The organism is Psychrobacter sp. NG254 (genome assembly GCF_015277735.1).
In the GTDB taxonomy this organism is placed as follows: domain Bacteria; phylum Pseudomonadota; class Gammaproteobacteria; order Pseudomonadales; family Moraxellaceae; genus Psychrobacter.
On sequence record NZ_JADHDA010000003.1, the window covers coordinates 116,394 to 139,019 of the forward strand.

Consider the following 22,626-nt stretch of genomic DNA (forward strand, 5'->3'; position numbering starts at 1 on the left):
TAGTTTTACTGTAGTGATAAATCTATAGTTTGGAGCGGTATAGAGTGTTTGATTAACGGGTCTGGATATTCGCCATAGCTGACATAGGGTGCTTCATAGTGGTCAATACGCTCTTCAAAGCTGGTGGTTAACCCTTCATGGCTTTCAGTATTAGCATCTAAAAATGCAAGATCTATGGCGATATCGCTGTGTTCTATATCATCACGTGTGTAACCCCATGCATTATTGCTGAGTGTAGTAGTGTTCCAGTTGTGACTCGTTGCAGTAGAGTCTAAGGGCAATCTCGATGTGTTATCTGCTAAGTTGATAGCTGTAATTTTAATATGTTTAGGGGGTTTCTTATACTTGGGTTTAGGCTTGCGTAACGTATGCGCATTTTTGTAGGCGGTCGTTATTTTTTCTATTTGGCTCAGTTTATCTTTTGCCACTTTCTTTTCTTCGGCATGAGTAGCTTGCTTATCATTTAACAATTCATATGCACTTTTTTGCTGCTCTAATAGAACAGTGAAAATGGTGTATATGCTTTCCACATTCATGGTCATTTGAGGTAGATCGGGTAGTTCACGCCAAATCCATGTTCGTCTGGAAGATCCTGAAAACTGAGCCTGTTTGAATTGCATCAGTATATTTTTGGTTTGCTGTTTTGGCCAGTGCTGCGTCAGCAGTACGCTTGTGTGCATTGCTATGGCTAGCCAAATTAACCGTTTCTGTAGGTAGTCATGCTGATGTTCATTGATAGAATGTTGCATGAGAATGAGCAATTGCATGATGAGTGGTTTTTTTGCTAATTCTGATCTACTAATAGTCATAGAAAGCTGAGGGACTGGCCTTCTTTGTAATACCTGTAATATTAATCTTAGTAGATTTTGGGGATTATCATCTGGTTGGCTATAGCTATTGTGTACTGCTAAAGTGATCTCAGATATGGCAGTCGATACCGCTTCTGGATATATAAAATTTTGGTCATTATCAATTTTTTTAATAATTTCTGTTAATGCTTTCAGATTAAGCCCACGCTCTTCATGATTATTCTCAGTATTCTCAGTATTCTCAGTATTCTCAGTATTCTCAGTATTCTCAGTATTCTCAGTATTCTCAGTATTCTCAGTATTCTCAGTATTCTCAGTATTCTCAGTATTCTCAGTGTTCTCAGTATTCTCAGCATTCTCAGTCATAAAACACCCTCAGAAGGTCGCTTGTAATAAGTTTGTTCATTTATCTTTATAAGCCGACAAAATGTAGTAATAGCAAAAATATTTTTGCCAAATAATTTTTGATTTATTTCTTGATCCAAGACCTCGTTTAGCTGCGTGTAAATGAGCTTGATATCTATTTTTTTATTGTATTTTGCGATAAGACCAATAAGCTCGTAAAAACTGATGTCAAAATTAAACTGATTCTTTGATATATATTTCACGGCTACTTCTTTTCTTAATACATCAAAATCAATATAAGGGCTTTTTGCTATATGAAATAGCTCAAAGTTATTGAGCAAGAACTACTTTTCCTCCTCTTTTATAAAGCAGGTAAGTTTTGAGCAAGCATTACTTTGCTCAAGTTCGATAGCCTGGCTATTCAGAAGTGGTCTGATATGGCAGGTATAAATATCAAACAGACTAATGATTTTTGGATATACAAGCACGTTGAGTGTTTGTAGCTTAGCGATCGATAGTGATTTCATATCTTTCCCACTAAGATATCGAGTTGATGACTTGGTCGTTATATCCCGTGTATTGACCTCCACTAATAATTTACGAGTATTAGCAAACAATTGAAAGCCAATTTGTGAGGTTTTGAGGCAAAAACTTAAATTAAGCGACAGCTGATGACGTCTTACTACGCTTATGAGCTTTTGTAGACAAAACTGATGACAATTCTATTCATAGACCGAAAATCTCAATGTTAAGAATTTAGAGGGTATTTATGATGAGATAAGAAAACTAGGAGACTTTACTAAACTGGTAAGAAAAGTGTTTTATATGGCTTTGAGACACCATGTTGCTTTGATTTTTGTGATGCTATTTGCCAGCTATCAAGTGATAGTGCGTGCTATTCATTAGTACTTATTGATAGAGCTTTATCGGAAAGAGTAGTTGTAGCTAAGACGTATGGCAAACGTCCATAGCTACATAGACAGGAAATCGCATCTTTCTAAAAAGATCCGAATAGGGTACCGAGTATGATGACTAGAGTGAGAGCAATTAATGGAATGACCACAGCAGTCGCAAATATATCTTTATAAGACTCTCTATGAGTCAAACCACAAATAGTTAGCATTGTTATTATTGCCCCATTATGTGGTAATGAATCCAAACCGCCGGAAGCCAAAGAAGCAATACGATGCATTAATTCGGGGTCAATATTATATTGTTCTGCCAATTGCATATAGCTTGCACCCATAATTTCTAATGCTATACCCAAACCACCTGAAGCTGACCCAGTAATACCTGCTAAAACGTTAACCATAATTGCTTCTGATATGAGAGGGTTTCCAGGCGCAATTCCCATGAGAGACTGTTTGATAATAGCGAAACCTGCAAGAGTTGCAATCACGGAGCCATAGCCTACTTCTGAAGCTGTATTAAAAATAGGCAGTAAAGATCCGGTAGCACCTTTGTTTAAACTTTCTGCCACACTATCTATTCTTTTGAAACTCGAAGCAATAACAAACACACAAGCTAAAAACAACGATAAAATAATGGCCCATATACCAATAACTGAGCTCAAGGCTACGCCACCAAACTTTTCGTCAGCTAAGTAACTGTTGTTCCATAACGGTATTATAATTTTTGAAAAAGCATAGTTGCCTATTATCACAATGAGAATAGGCGATAATGCGAGCCAAAAATTGGGTATGTCGATACCTGAGTAAGGCTCTTTTTCATTTAACGTATGATTTCCATAACCTTCATTATTTGCACTTGCAATACGCGTTTGGCGATTCATCCACAACATACCTCCGCCTAGCATGACTATCGAGGCAATAATGCCTAAACCAGGAGCTGCAAATGCATCGGTCTCAAAATAAGGCATCGGTATAACATTATGAATGGCAGGTGAACCTGGCAATGCTGTCATGGTCAAGGTTAGAGCGCCAATACAAATGGCTCCAGGTATTAATCTTTTAGGTATGTTCGTCTGCTTAAATAAGGCGGCAGCAATGGGATATATTGCGAAAGTAACGACAAAGGCTGATACACCTCCATAAGTCAAGATTGAACATGCTAAGACGACGGCTAACAAAGCATGTTTGTCTCCCAGTTTATCCACTATATTGCGTGCGATGCTATAGGCGTAACCAGAGTCTTCCATCAACTTGCCAAAAATCGCACCTAAGATAAATAGCGGGAAATATTTCACAGCAAAGCCGCCAAGCCCCTGCATAAATACTTCAGTATAAATCCCCATGGTTTGACTGCTATCACCACTTAAAACAACAGCTAAGATAGCGAGTAGGGGCGCTAAAACTAATACGCTAACCCCTCTATAAGCAAAATATATTAAGAGTGACAAAGACAAAAAAATTGCAAAAATACTCATAGTTTAAATTCCCTTCCATGGAAAAATACGCTGTAAAATTATACTGTATGCATCAGATAATGCTTCTTATAAACAAAACTTAGTCTAGTTATTATTAAATAATACTTTCTAGAGTCTTCTCAGTAGTTGATATTTAGACGATGAAATATCGTCATGAATGTCGAATAAATAAAAGCACCTTATGCCATAGCGTAAAGGATCACTGATAGCTAACCATTTCGTAGATAGAGCATTAGAGTTAATGCCTAGCGTATTCACAGCGATATATACGACTCGACTTATTCTCGATATCAAAACGTACTCATAGCATCAAATACACATAACTATGGCTTATAGCTCAAGTTAATACTATTTGATCGGTACCTGAAGAGTTTTGGCTTATAAGAGTGAACTGACTGAATGGTTGTTCATAATAGCTATCCTTAGCATGAATGAAATATGACAAATACAACTGCTATAACAATATGATGTGTGAACACCGTGGGGTTAGCAATTGCTTAAATACAGTTTTATATAAAACGATACATAATGTATCGAGTTAAAATCTAACAGAGATATAAACAAATATCAACTATTAAACTTAACAGTCATTAGATGATCTCAGTGGTTTACTCTGAAAAATAAGACAGTATTATACTGAAACGATCATAGAGACAAATTTGATAAACTGATGATGCAGTGATGAGTGTGCTATGAGTAAGAACAAGCAAAGCGGTAGCTTGGTATTTCCAGTACCGCTACTTTGATAAAGTCTAATAATTAAAAGCCCATCATTTTAAGATATCAACTATATACCCTGCTATCATTACACCACTATAATAACCAGCAATTTTCCAGCGCGTTAAGGAATAACAAATGCCCGACAGTACCGCTAGCCATATTACCCAAATCAATCAAGACGATATCAATAAAGCCGTATGGAACGCCTGCGATACCTTTCGCGGGGTCATCAGCGCCGATACCTATAAAGACTTTATCTTGACCATGCTATTTTTAAAGTATTTATCTGATGTTTACCGCGATGAGTACAACAAGCTGGTCGAGCAGTTTGGCGGTTCTGGTAACGAGAATCCAGAACTGATCCATGCCATGATGTCCAAGCAGCGTTTTGTTTTGCCTAAGGGCGCAAGCTTTTGGGATCTATATGAGCAGCGTCATCAGCCGGGCAATGGTCAACGTATTGACGAGGCGCTACACGCGATTGAAGAAGCCAACGGTACTAAGCTCAAAAACGTTTTCCAAGATATCAGCTTTAATACTGATAAACTCGGTCAAGAAAAGCAAAAGAACGAGCTACTCCGCCACTTGTTAGAAGATTTTGGCAAAGACATCCTTAATCTAAGCGTTGAGCGTGTTGGTAGCCTCGATGTGATTGGTAATGCGTATGAGTTCTTAATCAAGCATTTTGCTGCTAGTAGTGGGGCGACGGCTGGCGAGTTCTATACGCCGCCTGAAGTGTCCAATTTGCTAGCGACTATCCTTGAGCCTGTTGAGGGCGATCAAATCTGTGACCCTGCGTGTGGTTCGGGTTCGCTACTCATCAAGTGCGGGGCTATGGTACGCAAAAACTCAAATTCCAAGAAGTATGCGCTATACGGTCAAGAAGCCATTGGCTCGACATGGGCACTGGCCAAGATGAATATGTTCCTACACGGTGAGGACAACCACCGTATCGAGTGGGGCGATACCATCCGTAATCCGCTGCTACTCGATAAGGACGGCAAGCACTTATTACAGTTCGATGTGGTGACTGCCAATCCGCCGTTTTCACTGGATAAATGGGGTCATGAAGATGCCAGCAGCGATCCCTATGGTCGCTTCCATCGCGGTGTACCGCCCAAGACCAAGGGCGACTATGCCTTTATCAGTCATATGATTGAAACGCTTAAGAACGACACTGGTCGTATGGGTGTGGTCGTACCGCATGGCGTGCTATTCCGTAGCTCTAGTGAAGGCAAAATCCGTCAGCAGCTCATCGAAGAAAACCTGCTCGACACGGTGATTGGTTTACCCGAAAAGCTGTTCTTTGGGACAGGGATTCCTGCTGCTATTTTGCTGTTTAAAAAGAATAAAACCGATGACACGGTGTTATTCATCGATGCTAGCAATGAGTTCAAGTCAGGTAAAAATCAAAACCAGCTCACTGAAGATAATATTAATAAAATCATTGAGACGTATAAGGCGCGGGAAAGCGTCGATAAATACGCTTACCTTGCAACCTTCGATGAGATAGCCGAAAACGACTTTAACCTAAACATTCCGCGCTATGTCGATACCTTTGAAGAAGAGGCGGAGATTGATTTGGATGCGGTGCGTGCTGAGCGTCTTGAATTAAAGGCTGAATTCGATGCACTAGAAACTGAGATGACAGGGTTTTTAAAGGAGCTGGGTTATGGTGCCTAATGGGTGGGAGGTAAAAAAGCTAGAGGATGTTGTATCTAAGACGAGAAAAATAACATACGGAATAGTTGTGCCAGGTCCTTATGAACCTAACGGGAATTTAATGATTCGTGCGAAAGACTATTCTTTTGGATGGCAGCCTATAGAGAGCATCTATCGTGTTTCCGACAAAATGCACCAGTCTTATAAAAGATCTCAAGTTCGAAAAGGAGATGTACTACTAACTATAGTTGGTAGTATTGGAAATACAGCTATAGTGCCTGAAGATTTAGAAGGTGCAAATATAACGCAACAGACAGCTAGACTCTCTTTTGATGAACACGATGCTAATTTTTTCTACTCGGTAATGAGCTCAGAAACTGGTAAAAAAGAAATTTATCGTTATGCAAAATCTGGTGTACAACCTTCTTTAAATTTGGCTGATATTGCTAAATTCAAAGTACCAGTTCCACCCTTTCCAGAGCAACAAAAAATCGCCAAAATTTTATCGACTTGGGATAAAGCGATTAGCATCACCGAGCGTTTAATTGACAATAGTACCCAGCAGAAAAAAGCCTTAATGCAGCAACTTCTGACGGGTAAAAAGCGGTTGCTTGATGAGTCGGGCAAATGGTTTGAGGGTGAGTGGGAAGTGGTAAAATTGCAGTCTGTTCTAGATCTAATGAGAAGTGGACTTTCACGTAAATTAGAAAACGATAATGTAGGGATTGCTGTAATTAGATCAAATAATATGGGTTCAAAATACACTAGTAACGTAGATTTAAAATATTGGTATTTAGATGATCCTCAAGGTGCCAATGTATCTAACTACATACTTGATGATGGCGATCTTTTAGTAAACTTTATCAACAGTTTAAGTCAAATTGGTAAAGCTTGTATATACAGAAAAAATCTAGACGTAGATGCGATTTACACTACAAACATTTTACGTATTAAACCCAATACTGATAAAGTTGATCCTATCTACCTATATCTGCTTACTCAAACTGCTAATTATGATTCATACATTACTTCAATCACCAAACCTGCTGTCAATCAGGCAAGCTTTACTACTAAAGAGTTTGGGAATCTAGAATTTAATTTACCACCACTCAAAGAACAACAAAAAATCGCCACCGTGTTAACCAATGCCGATAAAGAAATCGAGTTGCTTGAGCAGCAATTGGCTGATTTGCAGCAAGAAAAAAAAGCGTTGATGCAAGTGTTGTTAACGGGTAAGAAGCGGGTAGTGGTTGATGGGGATAATTTAGCATGATTCGAACGTTCCATCCTGTTGGACAAGGTGCTTTCTATTCAGAACGCCATATCAACTTTAATATTGTGTATGACTGTGGAACCACTTCTCCAAGGAGGGCAAGACGTGTAGTTGAAAAAGCATTTAAAGATGAAGTAGTAGACATTCTTTTTATATCACATTTTGACAGCGACCATATTTCATCCATACCTGATTTAAAAAAATCAGTAAAACAGATCAGAATTGTTGTTCTACCACTATTAAACAACCAACAAAAGAATTTGTTATTAAACTTCTATAACGAGTTCTCAGCAGATTTAAAAAGTATAATTAATAACCCTGAATCTTATTTTGGCTCTAATACTACTGTCATTAGAGTTCTACCAGCAGCTGTTGCTTACGACATAGAAAGACGGTTTGAACCTCTTGACTTAAGAGAGCTAATAAATAACGATCCAAACGAATCAATTGAAATTGAAAGTGGCACTCCTTTAACTATTCCATGTACTGTTAACGGGCAAACAATAAAATGGGCTTTTATTCCTTATAATTATGAAGATAAAGTACGCAGGATTGTGATAGATAGAGAGCTAAATAAAGCAGGAATTAGTACTAGTATATTGATGAGTAATCCGAACTATGCTCTTAGCAATTTGGAAGACCTTGTCATTCGCAAGCAAAAGACAATGCATACCATCTACGATAAATTAAAAGGAAAAATTAATCAGAATTCTATGTTGTTGTATTCTGGTCCAGATTTACCTAATGATCTGAACGACTGTAAACCTTATCATACCTGTCATTATAGAAGCTTCTCCTCTAATTTAAACTATTACCATACTTGTCTTTGTATGTCTGGTTGTATATATACAGGTGATAGCGACTTCAAATGTTTTAAATTGAAAGATATCTATAAAGGGTATGTCAATAATGTCGATATCGTTCAAGTACCTCATCATGGGTCAAAGCACAATTTCGATTTGCAAGCACTTGAAGGTTTCAGTAACGCGATTTGTCCCATTTCTCATAGCACTAATAATCGTGATAAACATCCTCATGCAGAAGTTGTGAAGAAACTAACTATAAACGGCTTTCATGTCATTTCCGTTAATGAGAATAGAAATTCTGAATTTAGACAATTTATTTAGTTGGTCACTCTACTTGTCTAGTGGAGTAACAAGAGATCTGCCCAAAATTGCTTGCTCTGAAGATAAACAAGCAGATACAGCGTAGTATTAGATTTGCTACTCTGATGACACAATATTAAATACTCAATTGCTTACCCTATTACTCAATGAGTTCGGCTATGAATATTAACTCCAGCATCAACTTTGCAGAAGAGTTCAGCTCAAAAATCCCTGCTTTAACTTTACTCACCACGCTGGGCTACGAATTTATTCCACCCAGTCAATGCAATGCCATGCGCTCAAAAACAGTGTCTAATAAAGCCACTAATCAAGTGGTGCTATTGCCAATCATGCGTGCATTTTTAGCCGAGCAAACTTTTACGTTTGAAGGTAAGGCGCATCATTTATCAGACAGTGCTATTGATAAAATCATGCACGAGCTAAATCCTGCCATGAACTTAGGGATGCAGGCTGCAAATGAAGCGCTATATAACGCCATGCTGTATGGCGTGACCGTAACAGAGTTTATCGACGGCAAAAAAACTTCCCAAACTATCGCTCTGATAGATTGGAATAATATCGATAATAATAGCTTTCACGTTACTGAAGAGTTGGTCGTGCTCAATAGCGAGGGTACGAGTAGTCGTAGGCCTGATATCGTCTGCTTTGTAAATGGGCTGCCGCTAGCAGTGATCGAAGCCAAACGCCCTGACTCCAGTAGAGAGTGGCAATCGACCAATGCTCAAGCAGTGTCCCAGCATATTCGCAATCAAAAGCCGAAAGAAATCCCGCATCTATTTGCCTATAGCCAGTTATTACTGGCGGTCAATGGTAATGATGGGTTGTATGCCACCTGCGGTACGCCTGAGAAGTTTTGGGCAAAATGGGTCGAAGAAGAGATCTCTGAGCCTGAGTTTCATCGTTTAAAGAACCAAGCGCTCAGGCCTAAGCAAATTGAGAATTTGTTTGCTCATCGTCCTACCTCTATCAAAGGTGAATATAAATCATTGATTGCTGGCGGTGATCTAGCCGTCACCGACCAAGACCGCTTAATCATCAGTCTTTTGCAGCCCCAGCGTCTGCTTGAGATGACGCGCATGTTTACTTTGTTTGATAAAAAGGCTGGCAAAATTGTTGCTCGTTATCAGCAAGTCTTTGGTATCAAAGCCTTGATTGAACGTATCAGCACTTTTGACGGCTCTGATGGTAAGTCGGGTAGTCGGCAAGGCGGTGTCATTTGGCATACCACAGGTAGTGGTAAGTCCTTTACGATGGTTTTCTTCTCCAAAGCACTTATTTGGTTAGAGGAGCTCGCCAAGTGCCGTGTCATTATCGTCACCGACCGTGTTGATCTTGAAACTCAGCTTAGTAAAACCTTTGCTTCTGGTGGTGTGCTTAGTGATCGCGACAAAATGGATGCGATGGCAACTTCTGGTCGCCGCCTAGCGCAGCAAATCGGGCATGGTAATGAACGCGTTATCTTCTCTATTATTAATAAGTTTGGCTCAGCCGTTAAGTATGATGAATGTTATAACGACAGTCCAAACATCATCGTCATGGTCGATGAAGGTCACCGTAGCCAAAATGGTGAGAATAATATTCGCATGGCGCAAGCCCTGCCAAACGCGGCTTTTATTGCCTTTACGGGTACGCCATTGCTCAAGGATGACAAGACCGAAAACAAATTCGGTAGCATCATTCACTCTTATACCATGCAGCAAGCGGTCAAAGATAAGACCGTTACCCCACTGTTATACGAAGAGCGTATCCCTGAGCTCAATACCAATGACCAAGCTATTGATGCTTGGTTTGACCGTATTACCCAAAAGCTTACTGATGATCAAAAAACTGACCTCAAACGTAAGTTCTCCCAAAAAGGTCAAATCTATCAGGTTGAAGGTCGTATTGAGCTGATCGCTCATGACATCTCTGATCACTTCCAAAACTTTAAACAGCAGCACCTTAAAGGTCAACTGGCTTGTGATTCTAAAGCCTCAGCTATCCGCTATAAGATGGCGTTAGATAAGATTGGTAAAGTGACCTCAGTGGTCGCTATGTCACCACCTGATACCCGTGAAGGGCATGACACCGTCGATGGTGAGTCAAAAGACATTGTCCAGAATTGGTGGCAAGATAATGTCGCCAATCAGTATGGTGGTGACGAAAAAGCCTATACCAAAGCCATTATAGAAGCCTTTAGTCAAGACGATGGTCCGGATATTATGATTGTCGTTGATAAGCTATTAACGGGCTTTGATGAGCCAAAGAATACCGTGCTGTATATCGATAAACCCCTAAAGCAGCACAACCTCATTCAAGCGATTGCACGGGTAAACCGCTTGCATGAAAAGAAACGCTTTGGTTATCTGATTGACTATCGTGGCATCTTAAAAGAGCTGGATATCACCATTGAGAAATACCAAGACTTAGCCGAGCGTACACAAGGTGGCTTCGATATCGAAGACCTTAAAGGTCTGTATAACGCGATGGATACTGAGTATAAGCAGCTACCCAGACTGCATAGCGAGCTGTGGGCGATATTCTCATCAGTGAAGAATAAACAGGATGGGCAGGCGTTAAGACAAGTGCTTGCACCAAAAATGCAGGAGATAGATGGTAGGGTAGTCGATACCAAGCTCAAAGAACGTGATGATTTCTATGCGGCTTTGACCACATTTTCTAACGCCATGAAAATTGCGTTGCAATCGGCGTCTTTCTTTGAAGATAAATCATTTGATAGCAAGCGTGATCGCTACAAAGCCGATCTAAAAGCCTTTATCAATCTACGTAAGCAAGTGCGCGAGGATGCTGATGAAACCATCGATTACGATGAGTATGAAGCAGATATTCGCAGCTTACTCGATAAGCATATTGCAGGGCTTGAGGTGAAAGAAGCAAAGGGCGTTTATCTAGTCGATAACTTAGGTAAGCTGGGAGAAAATGTTAAGCCTGAAGCGATGAGTGACGATGAAGCACGCAACCAAACCGATAAAATCACTGGTCGTGTCACTAAGATGATTGAGCAGGATTTGGCTGATGACCCTTATGCCCAAGAGTATTTTTCTAAATTGCTCAAGCAAGCGATTGCTGATGCTAAAGCCATGTTCGATGCACCCGTGAAGCAATACATGATGTTTGCTGACTTTGAGCAAGCCGTCAAAGACCGTGATGTCGCTGATGTGCCGAATGCGTTTATCGATGATAGTGGTAAGTTAAACAAACATGCCCAGGCGTATTTTGGTCTGTTTAAGCACTTATTTGATATTGATTTCTTGGTAGATAAAGATTTAGATAACGACAAGCTAGTCGCTTACGCCTTTGAGATTGATAATATCGTTAAAACAGCAGTGGCTGAGTATTCTATTAATCCAGCAGAAATTGAGAATGCTATTAGTGTCAAATTGCTGCCGATGTTATTTATGGATTTGGGTATCGATAAAGCGCAACAGCTCATCGAGGAAGTGCTAAAGATTACCCGTCTTGGACTTTCGAGAGACAAGTAGCCTAAGAGCAGCAAGAGGGTAGTAGGTAATGACTGAGAATGGTGTGTTTTATTATGGTCAAGATAAAATTGACTATGAAGTTGTGCGTAAAGAAGTAACTTATAAAGAAAAGATAAAACAGCTTGAAAGCGATCAGCTGATTGCTAAAAAGACCAAGCCTCGAAAAGTGGTTATCAAGGTACATCCTGATCAGCGTGTGGTTGTGACCGCACCTGTCGATGCTACCGATGAGGTGATTTATGATGCGATAATGAAACGTGCTCGCTGGATATGGCAAAGCCTACAGGACTTTGCCAAGCAACAAGATCATGTATTGCCCAAGCGCTATGTCAGCGGTGAGACCCAATTTTATCTGGGTCGTCGTTACGTGTTAAAAGTGATAACCAATATAGAAACTGCCAATGTAATACATAGCACTGTGAAGCTTAGTCGCGGTAAGTTAAATATAGAATTGTCTGAAGTCGATTCTACATTAAATAGTGAAGAACGAACTGCTATCGTCAAAAGCCTAATTGATGAATGGTATAAAAATAAAGCCAAGCTTATCTTTATAGAACGCCTAGAGGTGGTATTACCTAAAGCAGCGTGGGTAACTGGTACGCCAGCTTTCAGACTGTTAGTTATGAAGAAGCAGTGGGGCAGCTGCTCTACTAAAGGCAATCTAATCCTTAATCCTCATTTGGTTAAAGCACCAAAGGAATGCATCGATTACGTGATACTACATGAGCTGTGTCATATCGCTGAGCACAACCATAGCGAGCACTTCTGGCGGTTACTAATGCAAGTAATGCCGAACTGGAAAGAGGTAAAAGCGAGGCTTGATGGAATGGCTGAGCTTTATTTGAATGAGTGAGCATAGACAGTGTAATGATATACAGTGATAGAAATCTAGATTTAATTTGATATTGTTAGAGCAGAGTGCAACTAATACACTTAAAACTTAATTAAAAGGGATTATTATGGGAAAAAGTCATACTGAAACAGCTAGTTGGACTGTAGCAAACTTAGTAAGTGCAATAACAGACAACTCAAATAATAAAAAAGTTTTGATACCTAAGTTTCAAAGAAACTTAGTATGGCGCCCACACCAAAAAAAAGCTTTCATCGACTCTATTAAGAAAGGTTTCCCCGTTGGAGCGCTTCTTTTATTTGACGCAGGGGCAAGAGATAATATTGTAACCTACAGTCTCATTGATGGTCTGCAGAGAGCGACTACACTAAAGCAATATTCAGAAAAGCCGACAAGCAGTCTATTTTTTGATGATACGAATATTGATTTTAAACTGCTAAAAGATCTGAAAGATGCAATAGATAAAGAAAATTTAGAACTAGATCAATTATCGATGACTATCGTAAGCTGGGTAACCAATCTAAGCGGCTTTCAAGAGTCAGAAGGGTTTAGCTCGTTTGATTTAGTGAGTCATCTAGATGAAAGTTTAGATTTGAATATGGATATGGAAAAGGCAAAAAAGCTACAAAGGAAGATGATATCTTTTATAAAAAAGATAAAAGATGATGCCGATATAAGCTCATTTAATATACCTCTATTGATCTATAGTGGTCCTGACGATAACTTACCAATAATTTTTGAAAGACTCAACTCTAAGGGTACGCAGCTAAGTAAATACCAAATTTATGCTGCGGCATGGAACGACGCACCTTTTGGAATATCAAATACAAAGATAATCGATAAGATTCAGGCGAAATACGAGTCTCTGATTACCGAGGGTTATGAAGTTGATAACTATGATTCAGATACTTTTAATACTTCGAAATTTTCTTGCTTTGAATATATTTTTGGGTTTGGGAAGCTTCTTACAGAAGATTATCCTTTATTGTTTTCAGCTAGCTCTAAAGAGGCACAAGAAGACTCTATAGGTTTCAATATAGTTAATTTATGTTTGGGGAAAGCTTTTAATGAGATGAGAACACTGCCTAAGGATTTTTCAAAATATAAAATCGAAGATTTAGAGACATGTATTTTAGATGCTATTGATTTTGTGAATAACTGTCTAAAAACTCAGCTAGCTTTGAAAATGAATAACAAAAAAACTCCACCTGTTATTCATACTGAAATGCAAATTGTTTCGATGATTGGAAAAGCTTTTCACTCTAAATATGATGAAAATCTCAAAGTTAGAGATTCTTGGAAAGCAAATGGAGTTAAGCTAAAAGAAAATTTAAAGTTTCACTATCTTTTTGATATTTTAAAAGAATCATGGAAGGGTTCAGGAGATACAAAGGCGTATAATGCGATTCATGATGATCATTACTATAAGCCAGTTGATAGAAAGCAGTGGGAAAGTGTGTTTGAAGACTGGTTAGCTAGTGACTTACAAAAAAGAGAAACTAAAAGAATAACTATCAAGCCACAAAGTACATTGTTTTTAAAATATATTTATGTTCGCGTCCTACCAGTAGAACATCAAACATCAGAGCTAACGTTCGATATCGAACATTTAGTTCCTGTAGATAGACTGAAAAAAATTGCGCTAGGGGAAGGAGAAGGGCTTCCAATTAGTGCCTTTCCTAACTTGTGCTTATTGGCCTCAGAGCTTAACAGAAAAAAAGCCGACAAAACCTTCTATGAGTATTATGTAAACTCTGTAGACAATCAAGAGATGACTGATGAGCAAGCGAATAAGCAGATTAATAGTATTGAACAGTATTCCTTTACTACGCGAAATGATCTTGATTTTGTAAAGAATGGTCAATCATTTAATTCTGAAACTTATGAGGAGTTTCTAACAAACAGGTTTAGGCTACTGACGGAAAAATTCTTTGATCTTTATGATATATATTAAACGTCCATTCCTAAAAGTTCCAATAAAAACATATTGAACTCTGTTCAAAAAAAATAAAATGTCAGTTATATACTAATTAAAATAACCCGCATCAGGCGGGTTATTTTAAGTTCAGTTCTGAAAAACTTTCTAATTATGGCGTACCTGCATGCCCCACCTTAACTTGCACAGCTAACATACGTCCTTTAGTTTCTGCCTTGCGAGAGGCCTCATCCCAGTCTGGAGCCGCGCACATAAATAGTGTCTTACCATCTTGTCCACCAAGAGTAACCGCAAAGATACCATCAGGTGCAGTATCGATAGTTTCTAAAATTTCACCACCCTCTGCTATGCGTACCGCTCGCTGATTTATGGTATCTGCGATCCACACAGCACCCTCGGCATCCAAGGTCAAACCATCAGGTAATATGCTAGCATTTTCTATACGTAGACCAAGATTTGGCTCATCACCTAATTCTCCAAAATTAGCAAAGTCACGCTTTTCTCCGAGGCTACCATCCTCCTTGATATCAAACTGCGTGACTTTATTACCAAATAGCTCGTTAACGATCAATGTTTTCTGATCTGCAGAGATAACCATCCCATTTGGAAATGCCAATCCTTCAGCGACAACCTGTGAGCTTCCATCAGGCTTAACCAACACAAGCCCTGTGTTTTCATGGTCAGCGCCACCCATCAAATCAAAACCAAAGTTGCCGACATAAGCATTACCATTGGCTGAAACCACCATGTCATTTGCATGACCACCGCAATGCTCCCAAATATCAGCGTGAACGACCAAGTTACCATCATTTTCTAGTCGTAAGACTTTGCGGTCTTTCATCGACACAACCAGCAAACGCCCATCAGGCAACCATCCTAAACCGGAAGGTTGCTGTTCAACATGGATGATTTTCTCTGCTACTCCTTCATTGTTAACTCGATAAACGCCTTGAGTATAGAAATCGACAAACCATAGCGCATTTTGATACCAGCGAGGTCCTTCTAAATAGTGAAAGCCATCAACAGCAACTTTTATTTCATATTTCGACATAATCATCTTCCTTGATTGATAGACAAAATTATTTAAACAATATTTCTTATCAGGCTATTTCTTCATATATTGCAGTGACTTCCTCTAAAGTCATATCTTTGGGATTGGTCGCGATTAGTCGTGCATAGGTATTGATAACTATGTCGGCTAAGGCAGGAATATCGTTCTTTGTAATATCCAATTCACTCAAATGGTATTTAAGACCACTGTTTTCCAAAAACATTTTTAGTTGACTAATAAATGAAGTCGCTGCGTCTAAATCTGTCATTCCAGCTGTCTGAGTAGGCATGACAGCACGAGCAAGCTCTGCGTATAGAGGAGCAGCTTCTGATAAGTTAAATGTGAAAACACCACACATGACGAGTGCATTAGCATGTCCATGTGGAATGTGGAAGTTAATACTAAGAGGGTAGGAGAGCCCGTGAACAGCGGCTACAGAGGCATTGACGAAGGCGATGCCTGCCAGTGTGGAACCTAACAGCATATCGGCACGAGCATCAATATCGTCACCTTGGTTTAACACTTTTTCAAAATTATTCCAAAGCATCTGTAAGCCTTTTAGGGCTAGTGCATCTGAAATAGGATTCTTTTTAGTACGACTTGTATAGGCCTCAATACAATGCACCATGGCATCAAGCGCGGTTGCTGCAGTGATATGACGTGGTAATTTTAGTGTCAGTGTTGCATCTAAAATGGCGACGTCAGGTAAGATTTTAGGAGTATAAATAGCTTTTTTACTGCCATCTTTTGCGGTAATCACGGAGACAAAGGTAGACTCTGCACCCGTACCAGCAGTGGTCGGTATGGCAAATAGCGGCAGTTTTTTGAACCCACTAATATCTCTATCTAAAATATCGTTAACGGACTGAAAGTCGTTTGGATACAAAGCGACAATCTTCGCTGTATCAATAGAGCTTCCGCCCCCTAAGCCAATGATCAAGTCACATTGATTGTCTCTTGCACGCTCAATAGCGCTTTCAACAATTTCAATGGGCGGGTCTGCAACGACACTATCGAACACAACGACATTAACACCGGCTTCCTGTAAGGATTGCTGAGCGATATCGACATAGCCTAATTCGGAGATACCAGCATCTGTAATAATGATGGCTGATGTTGCAGAATATTGTTTTGCTAAAACACCTAGCTTTTGGCGCATGCTGTCAGCTTCGCTGACAATATGACCATTAGTATAAAATTCAATCCCTGTCATTTTATTCTTCCTTGATATAGGCGCACTTAGATATTGTTTTCTTAAATTCAATCAATGCCATAGTAAGAATGCTTTTATATCGATTAGACTCTTATAAGGCATCAATGCATTTTAATGGTACTAGGTACCTATTTATCTTATTAAACTTCTTTATCTCCAATGCATTTTTTATAAGAAAATCGCTTGTAGTGGGTGACTAAAATAACGCGTTAAAAGAATCTGGATATCAGAAAAATTATGCAACGTCTAAATTTCTTAGATCACCTAACTAGCCGATGTTTGTAAGATATTACATTAGCATAAACATCAGAGAATAGTCATTAAATGATTTGACAGCTATCACTTTAGTTGATAATTTCAGGTGAGTATTTAAGTACACGTTAAGTATATATTGACCTACCTATGTGCAACCATTACTAATGGTGTATTTAACTTACTCGTCAAATACTATAAAAACGTAAGTTAAATTAATGAACTTATGACTACTATCAAAAGGAATTGATAATGAAATTAGCACCCATTTTTTCGATAAGTGTGCTAGCCGCGATGGGCCTTTTAGGTTGTTCAAATCAATCTAGTAATGGTACGACTTCCTCAGAAGAGATAACTGTTTTACGTTTCTCACATTTCTATCCTGCAACCTCTGATATTAATGAGGAGATTTTTGAACCTTGGGCAAAAAAAATCGAAGCTGACTCGGGTGGGCGTCTCAAAGTTGAAGTATATCCTTCGGCCACCATTAGTAAAGCGGATACAGCTTATGAGTCTGCTGTAAAAGGAACCATTGATATTGGCTCACAAGTACAAGGTTATACAAGTGGTCGATTCCCACTATCTCAGATTGCAGAGCTTCCAGGGTTATCTAACTCATCAACACAAACAGGCTGTATGCTACAAACCCTTTATGATAACGGTACGATTGCTGATGAGTATGAGGATTCACACTTGCTCTTTATGTTTGCCACAGGTCCTGGAACCTTGCATAGTACCGACAAATTGATAAGAACTCCTGAGGATATGAGAGGTATGCGTATTCGTAGGCCCTCAGCAGTTGCAGGTGATATCATAGAGAGTATGGGAGCCTCCCCGGTTGGGCTACCTGCCAATGACATATATACTTCTTTACAGCGTGGAGTCGTTGATGGATTGAGCTTTCCATGGGAAGCTATGGAAACTTTCAAACTAAATGAGTTGACGAAGTATCATACCAATATGCCATTTTATAGTTCTGCTTTGATGGTCACTATGAATAGTGATAAGTATGAAAGTCTGCCAGAAGATTTAAAACAAGTTATTGATGACAATTCAGGTATGGCCCTTAGCAAAAAAGTAGGGGCTATGTGGGATAAGACTTATTCGACACAGCTACAAGCAGCCATCGATCAAGGAGACGAAGTTGTCGATATTCTAGACCCACTCAATGACCCAGACTGGAAAGGTCCACTTGAAAAAGGTACAAAGAAATATCTTGATGATGTAGAGTCTTTAGGACTAGATGCTTACGGGGTCTATGATAAGGCTAAAGAAGCTAGCGTAGTCTGTAAAGTGTAATCTTATAAAAATTTTAGTTAAAATATAGCTGAACTGACTAAACTGAAAAAGCCTCAACTTATGAGCTGAGGCTTTTTCTATTTTTCTGATTCAAATCTAGCAGGTACTCATCACTATCTAAAGCTCTACCTACCTAAGACAAGCTGTCCACCAGAAAAGCTGATACACCCGTCACAGAACCAAGAATTTAAACGTCTTGCATAAGGTACATCTGCTGGGACATCTAATTGATAGGGACGACCACAGTACTCACAGTGTATGTCATCTAAATAAACCTGACATTTTGCAAGCGTAGCAAATAATGCATCAAGCTCCATGTCGTGGTCGCAACAAAGTATTTTCAAATGCGCTATATAATCACTAGGGGACACATAAGACCAATACTCATGGCACAAATGCTTTGCTGTATCCTCTAGAGCTAAATCAAAGACGAAGTTCATACTCATAATATCCTCCTTAGTATCCATAGCCAGTTTGTGGTAAAAGTCCGTAAAGCTCACTCTGTAGCTGACTACACATATCATCAACGGCATAGCCGAGATTAGCGTCTAAGCGCTTCTGAACCCATATGCGCAGCGCCATATGATTATCAAAGCAACTATCCACATTTAAGAAACGAGCCAAACCACTACCTGACTGAATACAGAGCTCACAAATGAGATAATTAGCAATATTATCTGCGCCATTACTGACATAGCCACTAGGCTTAAACGTTGCATGCAGCTTATCGTAATCAATCATTTTCATCGTGACGTCTCCTTGTCAGTAGATACCTGAGCAATCTGACTGCGATTGACCAATGCTTCAAATGCACTACCATCCTGCCTAGTCATATTCGGTACGTAACGGCTATACGTGTTGAATAGCATCTTAGTCGTAGAGTGTCCCATTTGGCTGGCTATCCACTCAGGACTTTCGCCAGCAGCTAACCATAACGTCGCTGCAGTATGACGGCTCTGATAGGCATTACGCTTCTTGAGACCCAAGATCTTAAGAGTAGGGTGCCAAACACGCTTATTCACGTTGTTATAGTCAAGTGGTTCACCTGTATGCGCGCAAAACACATAGTCAGATCGCTTATAAGTGATCGTCTGTTGTTCCTTCAGAGCATCATAGACCCAAGGTGACATTTGAATCGCACGGTAAGATTCCTGAGTCTTAGGAGGAACAATCTTGCCTTTGACATAAGCTTGTTTGATCACAATCTCACGTCGATCAAAGTCAATGTTCTCCCATGTCAAACCATCAATCTCACTCGTACGCATCCCTGTGAAAAATCGTACCAGATAATAATTGCGATAGTCTGTTCTCACACCATTAATAAACGTCCAAACCTCATTCAGTGTGAATGGTTGAATATCCGTTTTAGGTTGCTTGAGCGCATTGATATCGTAATAAGGGTTGTCAAACTGATAGCGTTTAGCCGCTTCTTTTAGTATCATACCTAAAGGTACCATGATCGAATTGATGCGTGCCGCTGACAGATGTTTGTTAGCTTTTCCGTACGTTACTTTGGCGAGCGATGAACGGAAGGCTAATACATCTGTCTTTTTTATGAGATGAATGGGCTTAGTCCCAAACTTAACAATCAAGTACATATCAATAATCTCCTTTATTTTGCGCTTATAAGTATCACGCCATTCAATTTCTTTTTCAGAAAACCATAATTTTGCAAACTGCTCAAAGGAAGGTGAATTAGTGTTGATACATTCCTTGCGATCGTTCAACGCTACCATTTCTGCCGCTTTATCACTTTTTGGAAAGTACTTAGCGTAGTTGAATAAACCTAGGATGATTTCTGCTTCCATTTTCTCAATCACTTTTTCAAGCTTTTTGCGATTCGCTGGCGTGTCCGTCAGGTTTGTCGTCTCCCGACAGCGTATACCCATATAATAAAAATCGACGAATAGCATATTGCTACCTCTGCGGGTTCTAATACTAGCCATCCTATTTCTCCTTATTGTAGTGCCATGGCGTTGATGCTACCGGCGATGCCAGTGCGCATATCTTTTTCAATCTCTTCCCAAATGTACAAAATCTTACGACCACCGAACGGGCGTATATAATGAATGCCCTCGATAAGCACACTATCCTTGAGCTCATTACGGATAGTACGAGGGTTATATTTGATGAGCTCAGAAAGCTCTTGGGTAGTTAGGTAGGTATGTGACATAATAAATTCCTTGTAAGCCAATTAAATAACTAGGTTGTTTTATCAAAATAACAAATAATTCTATAAAAGTAATTTGTTATTCGATAGAAGTACTTTACTAGCTATCGTTAGTCGATACAAGTACTTTTTTAGTCTATTAAGGAATTATTAATGATTTTATGTAATTTACCAGTGCTACTAGCTGAACGACGTATGAAGGTTGCAGATCTAATAAGAATGACAGGAATTAGCAAGTCGACAGTGCACAAGATATATAACGAACAGACTTCAAGAATAGATTTTGACACTATGGATAAAATTTGTGAGGCACTAGATATTGAAGTAGGTGATTTATTTACTTATGTACCTAACGAGCCACTAGATAAAGAGAAGTAAATTAATTTTAAAGTGATTTTAGATAATCTAGGGTAGAGGTCGAAAGTGCTACTCTGAAAGAAAGGCAAAATAGAGAGCAGGCGCAACTTAGGCACAATTTAGGCACACACGTTTTTTGATGACGTTTGCGGAAAGTGAGAAAAGAGGAAATTTGCATCGACGTATAGTTTCCTTTTTCGCTACAGCCCATATATTACAGACAAAAAAAGCCCCAATCGTGAGATTGGGGCTTTCTAAATATTTGGTAGGCATAAGCAGACTCGAACTGCTGACCTCTACCATGTCAAGGTAGCGCTCTAACCAACTGAGCTATACGCCTATTTAGGTTGAGCATTTTAGCAAGTTTCTCAGACTTTGCAAGTCTTTTTTATCGTAATTCTAATTTATTATCATAATATTTGGTATTGAGATTTATATTAAGGCTTTTCGTGTATTTTTTCTAAACATTTAATTTAATTGGTGTAGTTTTTCTTGTTAATAAGAGAGCGAACTTTAATGGATAAGAGCCTATAACTGGTATGATATCTCTCTAACTGAAGTGAGAGTCATAATAATAATGACTTAGAGTCAGTCATGCCTAACAGCGTTGAATAGAAACGAGACATAGTCGGAGAATAATATGGGCTTATTGGTCGATGGACAGTGGCAGGACAAATGGTATGACACAAAAGCCAATGGTGGCCGCTTTCAACGTGAGGATGCCGGTTTTAGGAACTGGGTGACCGTGGATGGCAATGCAGGACCAACAGGTATTGAGGGTTTTAAAGCCGAACCTGACCGTTACCATCTATATGTGTCGCTCGCCTGTCCTTGGGCGCATCGTGCTTTGATTTATCGTAAGCTCAAAGGTTTGGAGGATATCATCCCGATATCTGTAGTGCATCCCTTTATGGCAGAGTATGGTTGGACATTTGCAGCGGGCGAAGGTGTGGTTACCGATCCGAATATCCATGCAGACTATGCCTATGAGCTCTATACCAAGGCCAAGCCAGATTATACAGGGCGCGTCACGGTACCTATTTTATGGGACAAGAAGACCAATACGATCGTTAGTAATGAGTCGTCAGAAATCATCCGTATGTTTAATTCAGCTTTTGATGAGGTTGGCGCAGTAGCAGGTAATTTTGTACCATCAGAGCTGTTGAGCAACATCGACGATATCAATACCTTTGTCTATTCTACGATTAATAATGGGGTGTACAAAACTGGATTTTCAACCACACAAGAGGCCTACGAAGAGGCAGTGGTTGAATTGTTTGCAGCGCTAGATACACTTGAAGGTCGCTTAGCAACTCAGCGTTATTTGGTGGGTAATACGATCACTGAGGCCGATTGGCGACTGTTTACCACTTTGGTACGTTTCGACGCCGTTTATGTTGGGCATTTTAAATGTAATCTGCGTCGTATTGTTGATTATCCAAATCTTTGGGGCTATCTACGTGATTTATACCAAGTGCCTGGCATCGCTGAGACGGTGAATATGGTGCACATCAAGCAGCATTATTACACCAGTCACGCCAGTATAAATCCTACGCGTATCGTCCCTGTCGGCCCTGTGATTGATTTTACGACAGCGCATGATCGTGCTCAGTTATAGATGTTTTCTATACATACAACTAAAAACTGTTCATTATAAAAGAATAGCATCATAAAAAAGCCCCAGCTACTCATAA

18 protein-coding genes and 1 tRNA gene are annotated in these 22,626 nt (G+C 39.5%); 9 read left to right on the forward strand and 10 right to left on the reverse strand.

Features of this window, described 5'->3' with window-relative positions; translation table 11 throughout:
- Positions 1-5 precede the first annotated feature (5 nt).
- The 3 genes from IP510_RS05875 to IP510_RS05885 all read right to left on the reverse strand — a co-directional run bounded on the left by IP510_RS05875 (position 6) and on the right by IP510_RS05885 (position 3,540).
- Positions 6-1,175, reverse strand: a complete 1,170-nt coding sequence (locus tag IP510_RS05875; protein WP_194363848.1) for a hypothetical protein — start codon at positions 1,173-1,175, stop codon at positions 6-8.
- A complete protein-coding gene (locus IP510_RS05880) occupies positions 1,172-1,495 on the reverse strand; it encodes a hypothetical protein (protein WP_194363849.1) in 324 nt (107 codons plus the stop codon). Before IP510_RS05880 ends, IP510_RS05875 begins: the two co-directional genes overlap by 4 nt.
- Before the next feature lie 656 nt (positions 1,496-2,151).
- Positions 2,152-3,540, reverse strand: a complete 1,389-nt coding sequence (locus tag IP510_RS05885) for a GntP family permease (RefSeq protein ID WP_194363850.1) — start codon at positions 3,538-3,540, stop codon at positions 2,152-2,154.
- Between the two features lie 855 nt (positions 3,541-4,395).
- Between IP510_RS05885 and IP510_RS05890 the strand changes: the two genes are divergently transcribed.
- The 6 genes from IP510_RS05890 to IP510_RS05915 all read left to right on the forward strand — a co-directional run bounded on the left by IP510_RS05890 (position 4,396) and on the right by IP510_RS05915 (position 14,608).
- Positions 4,396-5,943 (forward strand): type I restriction-modification system subunit M, encoded by a 1,548-nt coding sequence (locus IP510_RS05890; protein ID WP_194363851.1) that lies wholly within the window; start codon positions 4,396-4,398, stop codon positions 5,941-5,943.
- A complete protein-coding gene (locus tag IP510_RS05895; protein WP_194363852.1) occupies positions 5,933-7,195 on the forward strand; it encodes a restriction endonuclease subunit S in 1,263 nt (420 codons plus the stop codon). Before IP510_RS05890 ends, IP510_RS05895 begins: the two co-directional genes overlap by 11 nt.
- Positions 7,192-8,322, forward strand: a complete 1,131-nt coding sequence (locus IP510_RS05900; RefSeq protein ID WP_194363853.1) for an MBL fold metallo-hydrolase — start codon at positions 7,192-7,194, stop codon at positions 8,320-8,322. The genes IP510_RS05895 and IP510_RS05900 overlap by 4 nt, the downstream gene beginning before the upstream one ends.
- Before the next feature lie 158 nt (positions 8,323-8,480).
- Positions 8,481-11,804 carry a type I restriction endonuclease subunit R gene (locus tag IP510_RS05905; protein WP_194363854.1) on the forward strand — a complete coding sequence of 1,108 codons (3,324 nt, stop codon included), beginning with the start codon at positions 8,481-8,483 and terminating at the stop codon, positions 11,802-11,804.
- A gap of 28 nt (positions 11,805-11,832) precedes the next feature.
- Entirely contained in the window at positions 11,833-12,657 is an 825-nt protein-coding gene (locus IP510_RS05910) for a M48 family metallopeptidase (protein ID WP_194363855.1), read from the forward strand.
- 106 nt (positions 12,658-12,763) lie between these two features.
- Positions 12,764-14,608, forward strand: coding sequence for a DUF262 domain-containing protein (locus tag IP510_RS05915; protein WP_194363856.1), 1,845 nt, complete (start codon positions 12,764-12,766; stop codon positions 14,606-14,608).
- Between the two features lie 133 nt (positions 14,609-14,741).
- Here the strand turns inward: IP510_RS05915 and IP510_RS05920 are convergent, their stop codons facing one another.
- Both IP510_RS05920 and IP510_RS05925 read right to left on the reverse strand, forming a co-directional pair.
- Positions 14,742-15,641: an SMP-30/gluconolactonase/LRE family protein gene (locus IP510_RS05920; protein WP_194363857.1), complete on the reverse strand. Its 900-nt coding sequence runs from the start codon at positions 15,639-15,641 to the stop codon at positions 14,742-14,744.
- Between the two features lie 49 nt (positions 15,642-15,690).
- Positions 15,691-16,854, reverse strand: a complete 1,164-nt coding sequence (locus IP510_RS05925) for an iron-containing alcohol dehydrogenase (protein WP_194363858.1) — start codon at positions 16,852-16,854, stop codon at positions 15,691-15,693.
- A 504-nt stretch (positions 16,855-17,358) separates the two neighbouring features.
- On the opposite strand from IP510_RS05925, the gene IP510_RS05930 reads away from it, so the two are divergent.
- A complete protein-coding gene (locus IP510_RS05930) occupies positions 17,359-18,405 on the forward strand; it encodes a TRAP transporter substrate-binding protein (RefSeq protein WP_194363859.1) in 1,047 nt (348 codons plus the stop codon).
- A 125-nt stretch (positions 18,406-18,530) separates the two neighbouring features.
- Here IP510_RS05930 and IP510_RS05935 read toward each other — a convergent pair whose 3' ends face one another.
- Genes IP510_RS05935 through IP510_RS05950 form a run of 4 tightly spaced genes read right to left on the reverse strand, consistent with a single transcriptional unit; the run spans position 18,531 to position 20,578 of the window.
- Positions 18,531-18,851, reverse strand: a complete 321-nt coding sequence (locus tag IP510_RS05935; RefSeq protein ID WP_194363860.1) for a hypothetical protein — start codon at positions 18,849-18,851, stop codon at positions 18,531-18,533.
- A gap of 10 nt (positions 18,852-18,861) precedes the next feature.
- Positions 18,862-19,152 carry a hypothetical protein gene (locus IP510_RS05940; RefSeq protein ID WP_194363861.1) on the reverse strand — a complete coding sequence of 97 codons (291 nt, stop codon included), beginning with the start codon at positions 19,150-19,152 and terminating at the stop codon, positions 18,862-18,864.
- Positions 19,149-20,351, reverse strand: a complete 1,203-nt coding sequence (locus IP510_RS05945) for a site-specific integrase (protein WP_194363862.1) — start codon at positions 20,349-20,351, stop codon at positions 19,149-19,151. The genes IP510_RS05940 and IP510_RS05945 overlap by 4 nt, the downstream gene beginning before the upstream one ends.
- Before the next feature lie 11 nt (positions 20,352-20,362).
- Entirely contained in the window at positions 20,363-20,578 is a 216-nt protein-coding gene (locus IP510_RS05950) for a hypothetical protein (protein WP_045447035.1), read from the reverse strand.
- Positions 20,579-20,728: 150 nt separating this feature from the next.
- Here IP510_RS05950 and IP510_RS05955 point away from each other — a divergent pair, with 150 nt between their 5' ends.
- Positions 20,729-20,953 carry a helix-turn-helix domain-containing protein gene (locus IP510_RS05955; protein ID WP_020443849.1) on the forward strand — a complete coding sequence of 75 codons (225 nt, stop codon included), beginning with the start codon at positions 20,729-20,731 and terminating at the stop codon, positions 20,951-20,953.
- Between the two features lie 242 nt (positions 20,954-21,195).
- Here IP510_RS05955 and IP510_RS05960 read toward each other — a convergent pair.
- A tRNA-Val gene (locus IP510_RS05960) sits at positions 21,196-21,272 on the reverse strand.
- Positions 21,273-21,572: 300 nt separating this feature from the next.
- Between IP510_RS05960 and IP510_RS05965 the strand changes: the two genes are divergently transcribed.
- Complete coding sequence (locus IP510_RS05965; RefSeq protein ID WP_194363863.1) at positions 21,573-22,550, forward strand: glutathione S-transferase family protein; 978 nt, start codon at positions 21,573-21,575, stop codon at positions 22,548-22,550.
- The last annotated feature ends 76 nt before the right edge of the window (positions 22,551-22,626 follow it).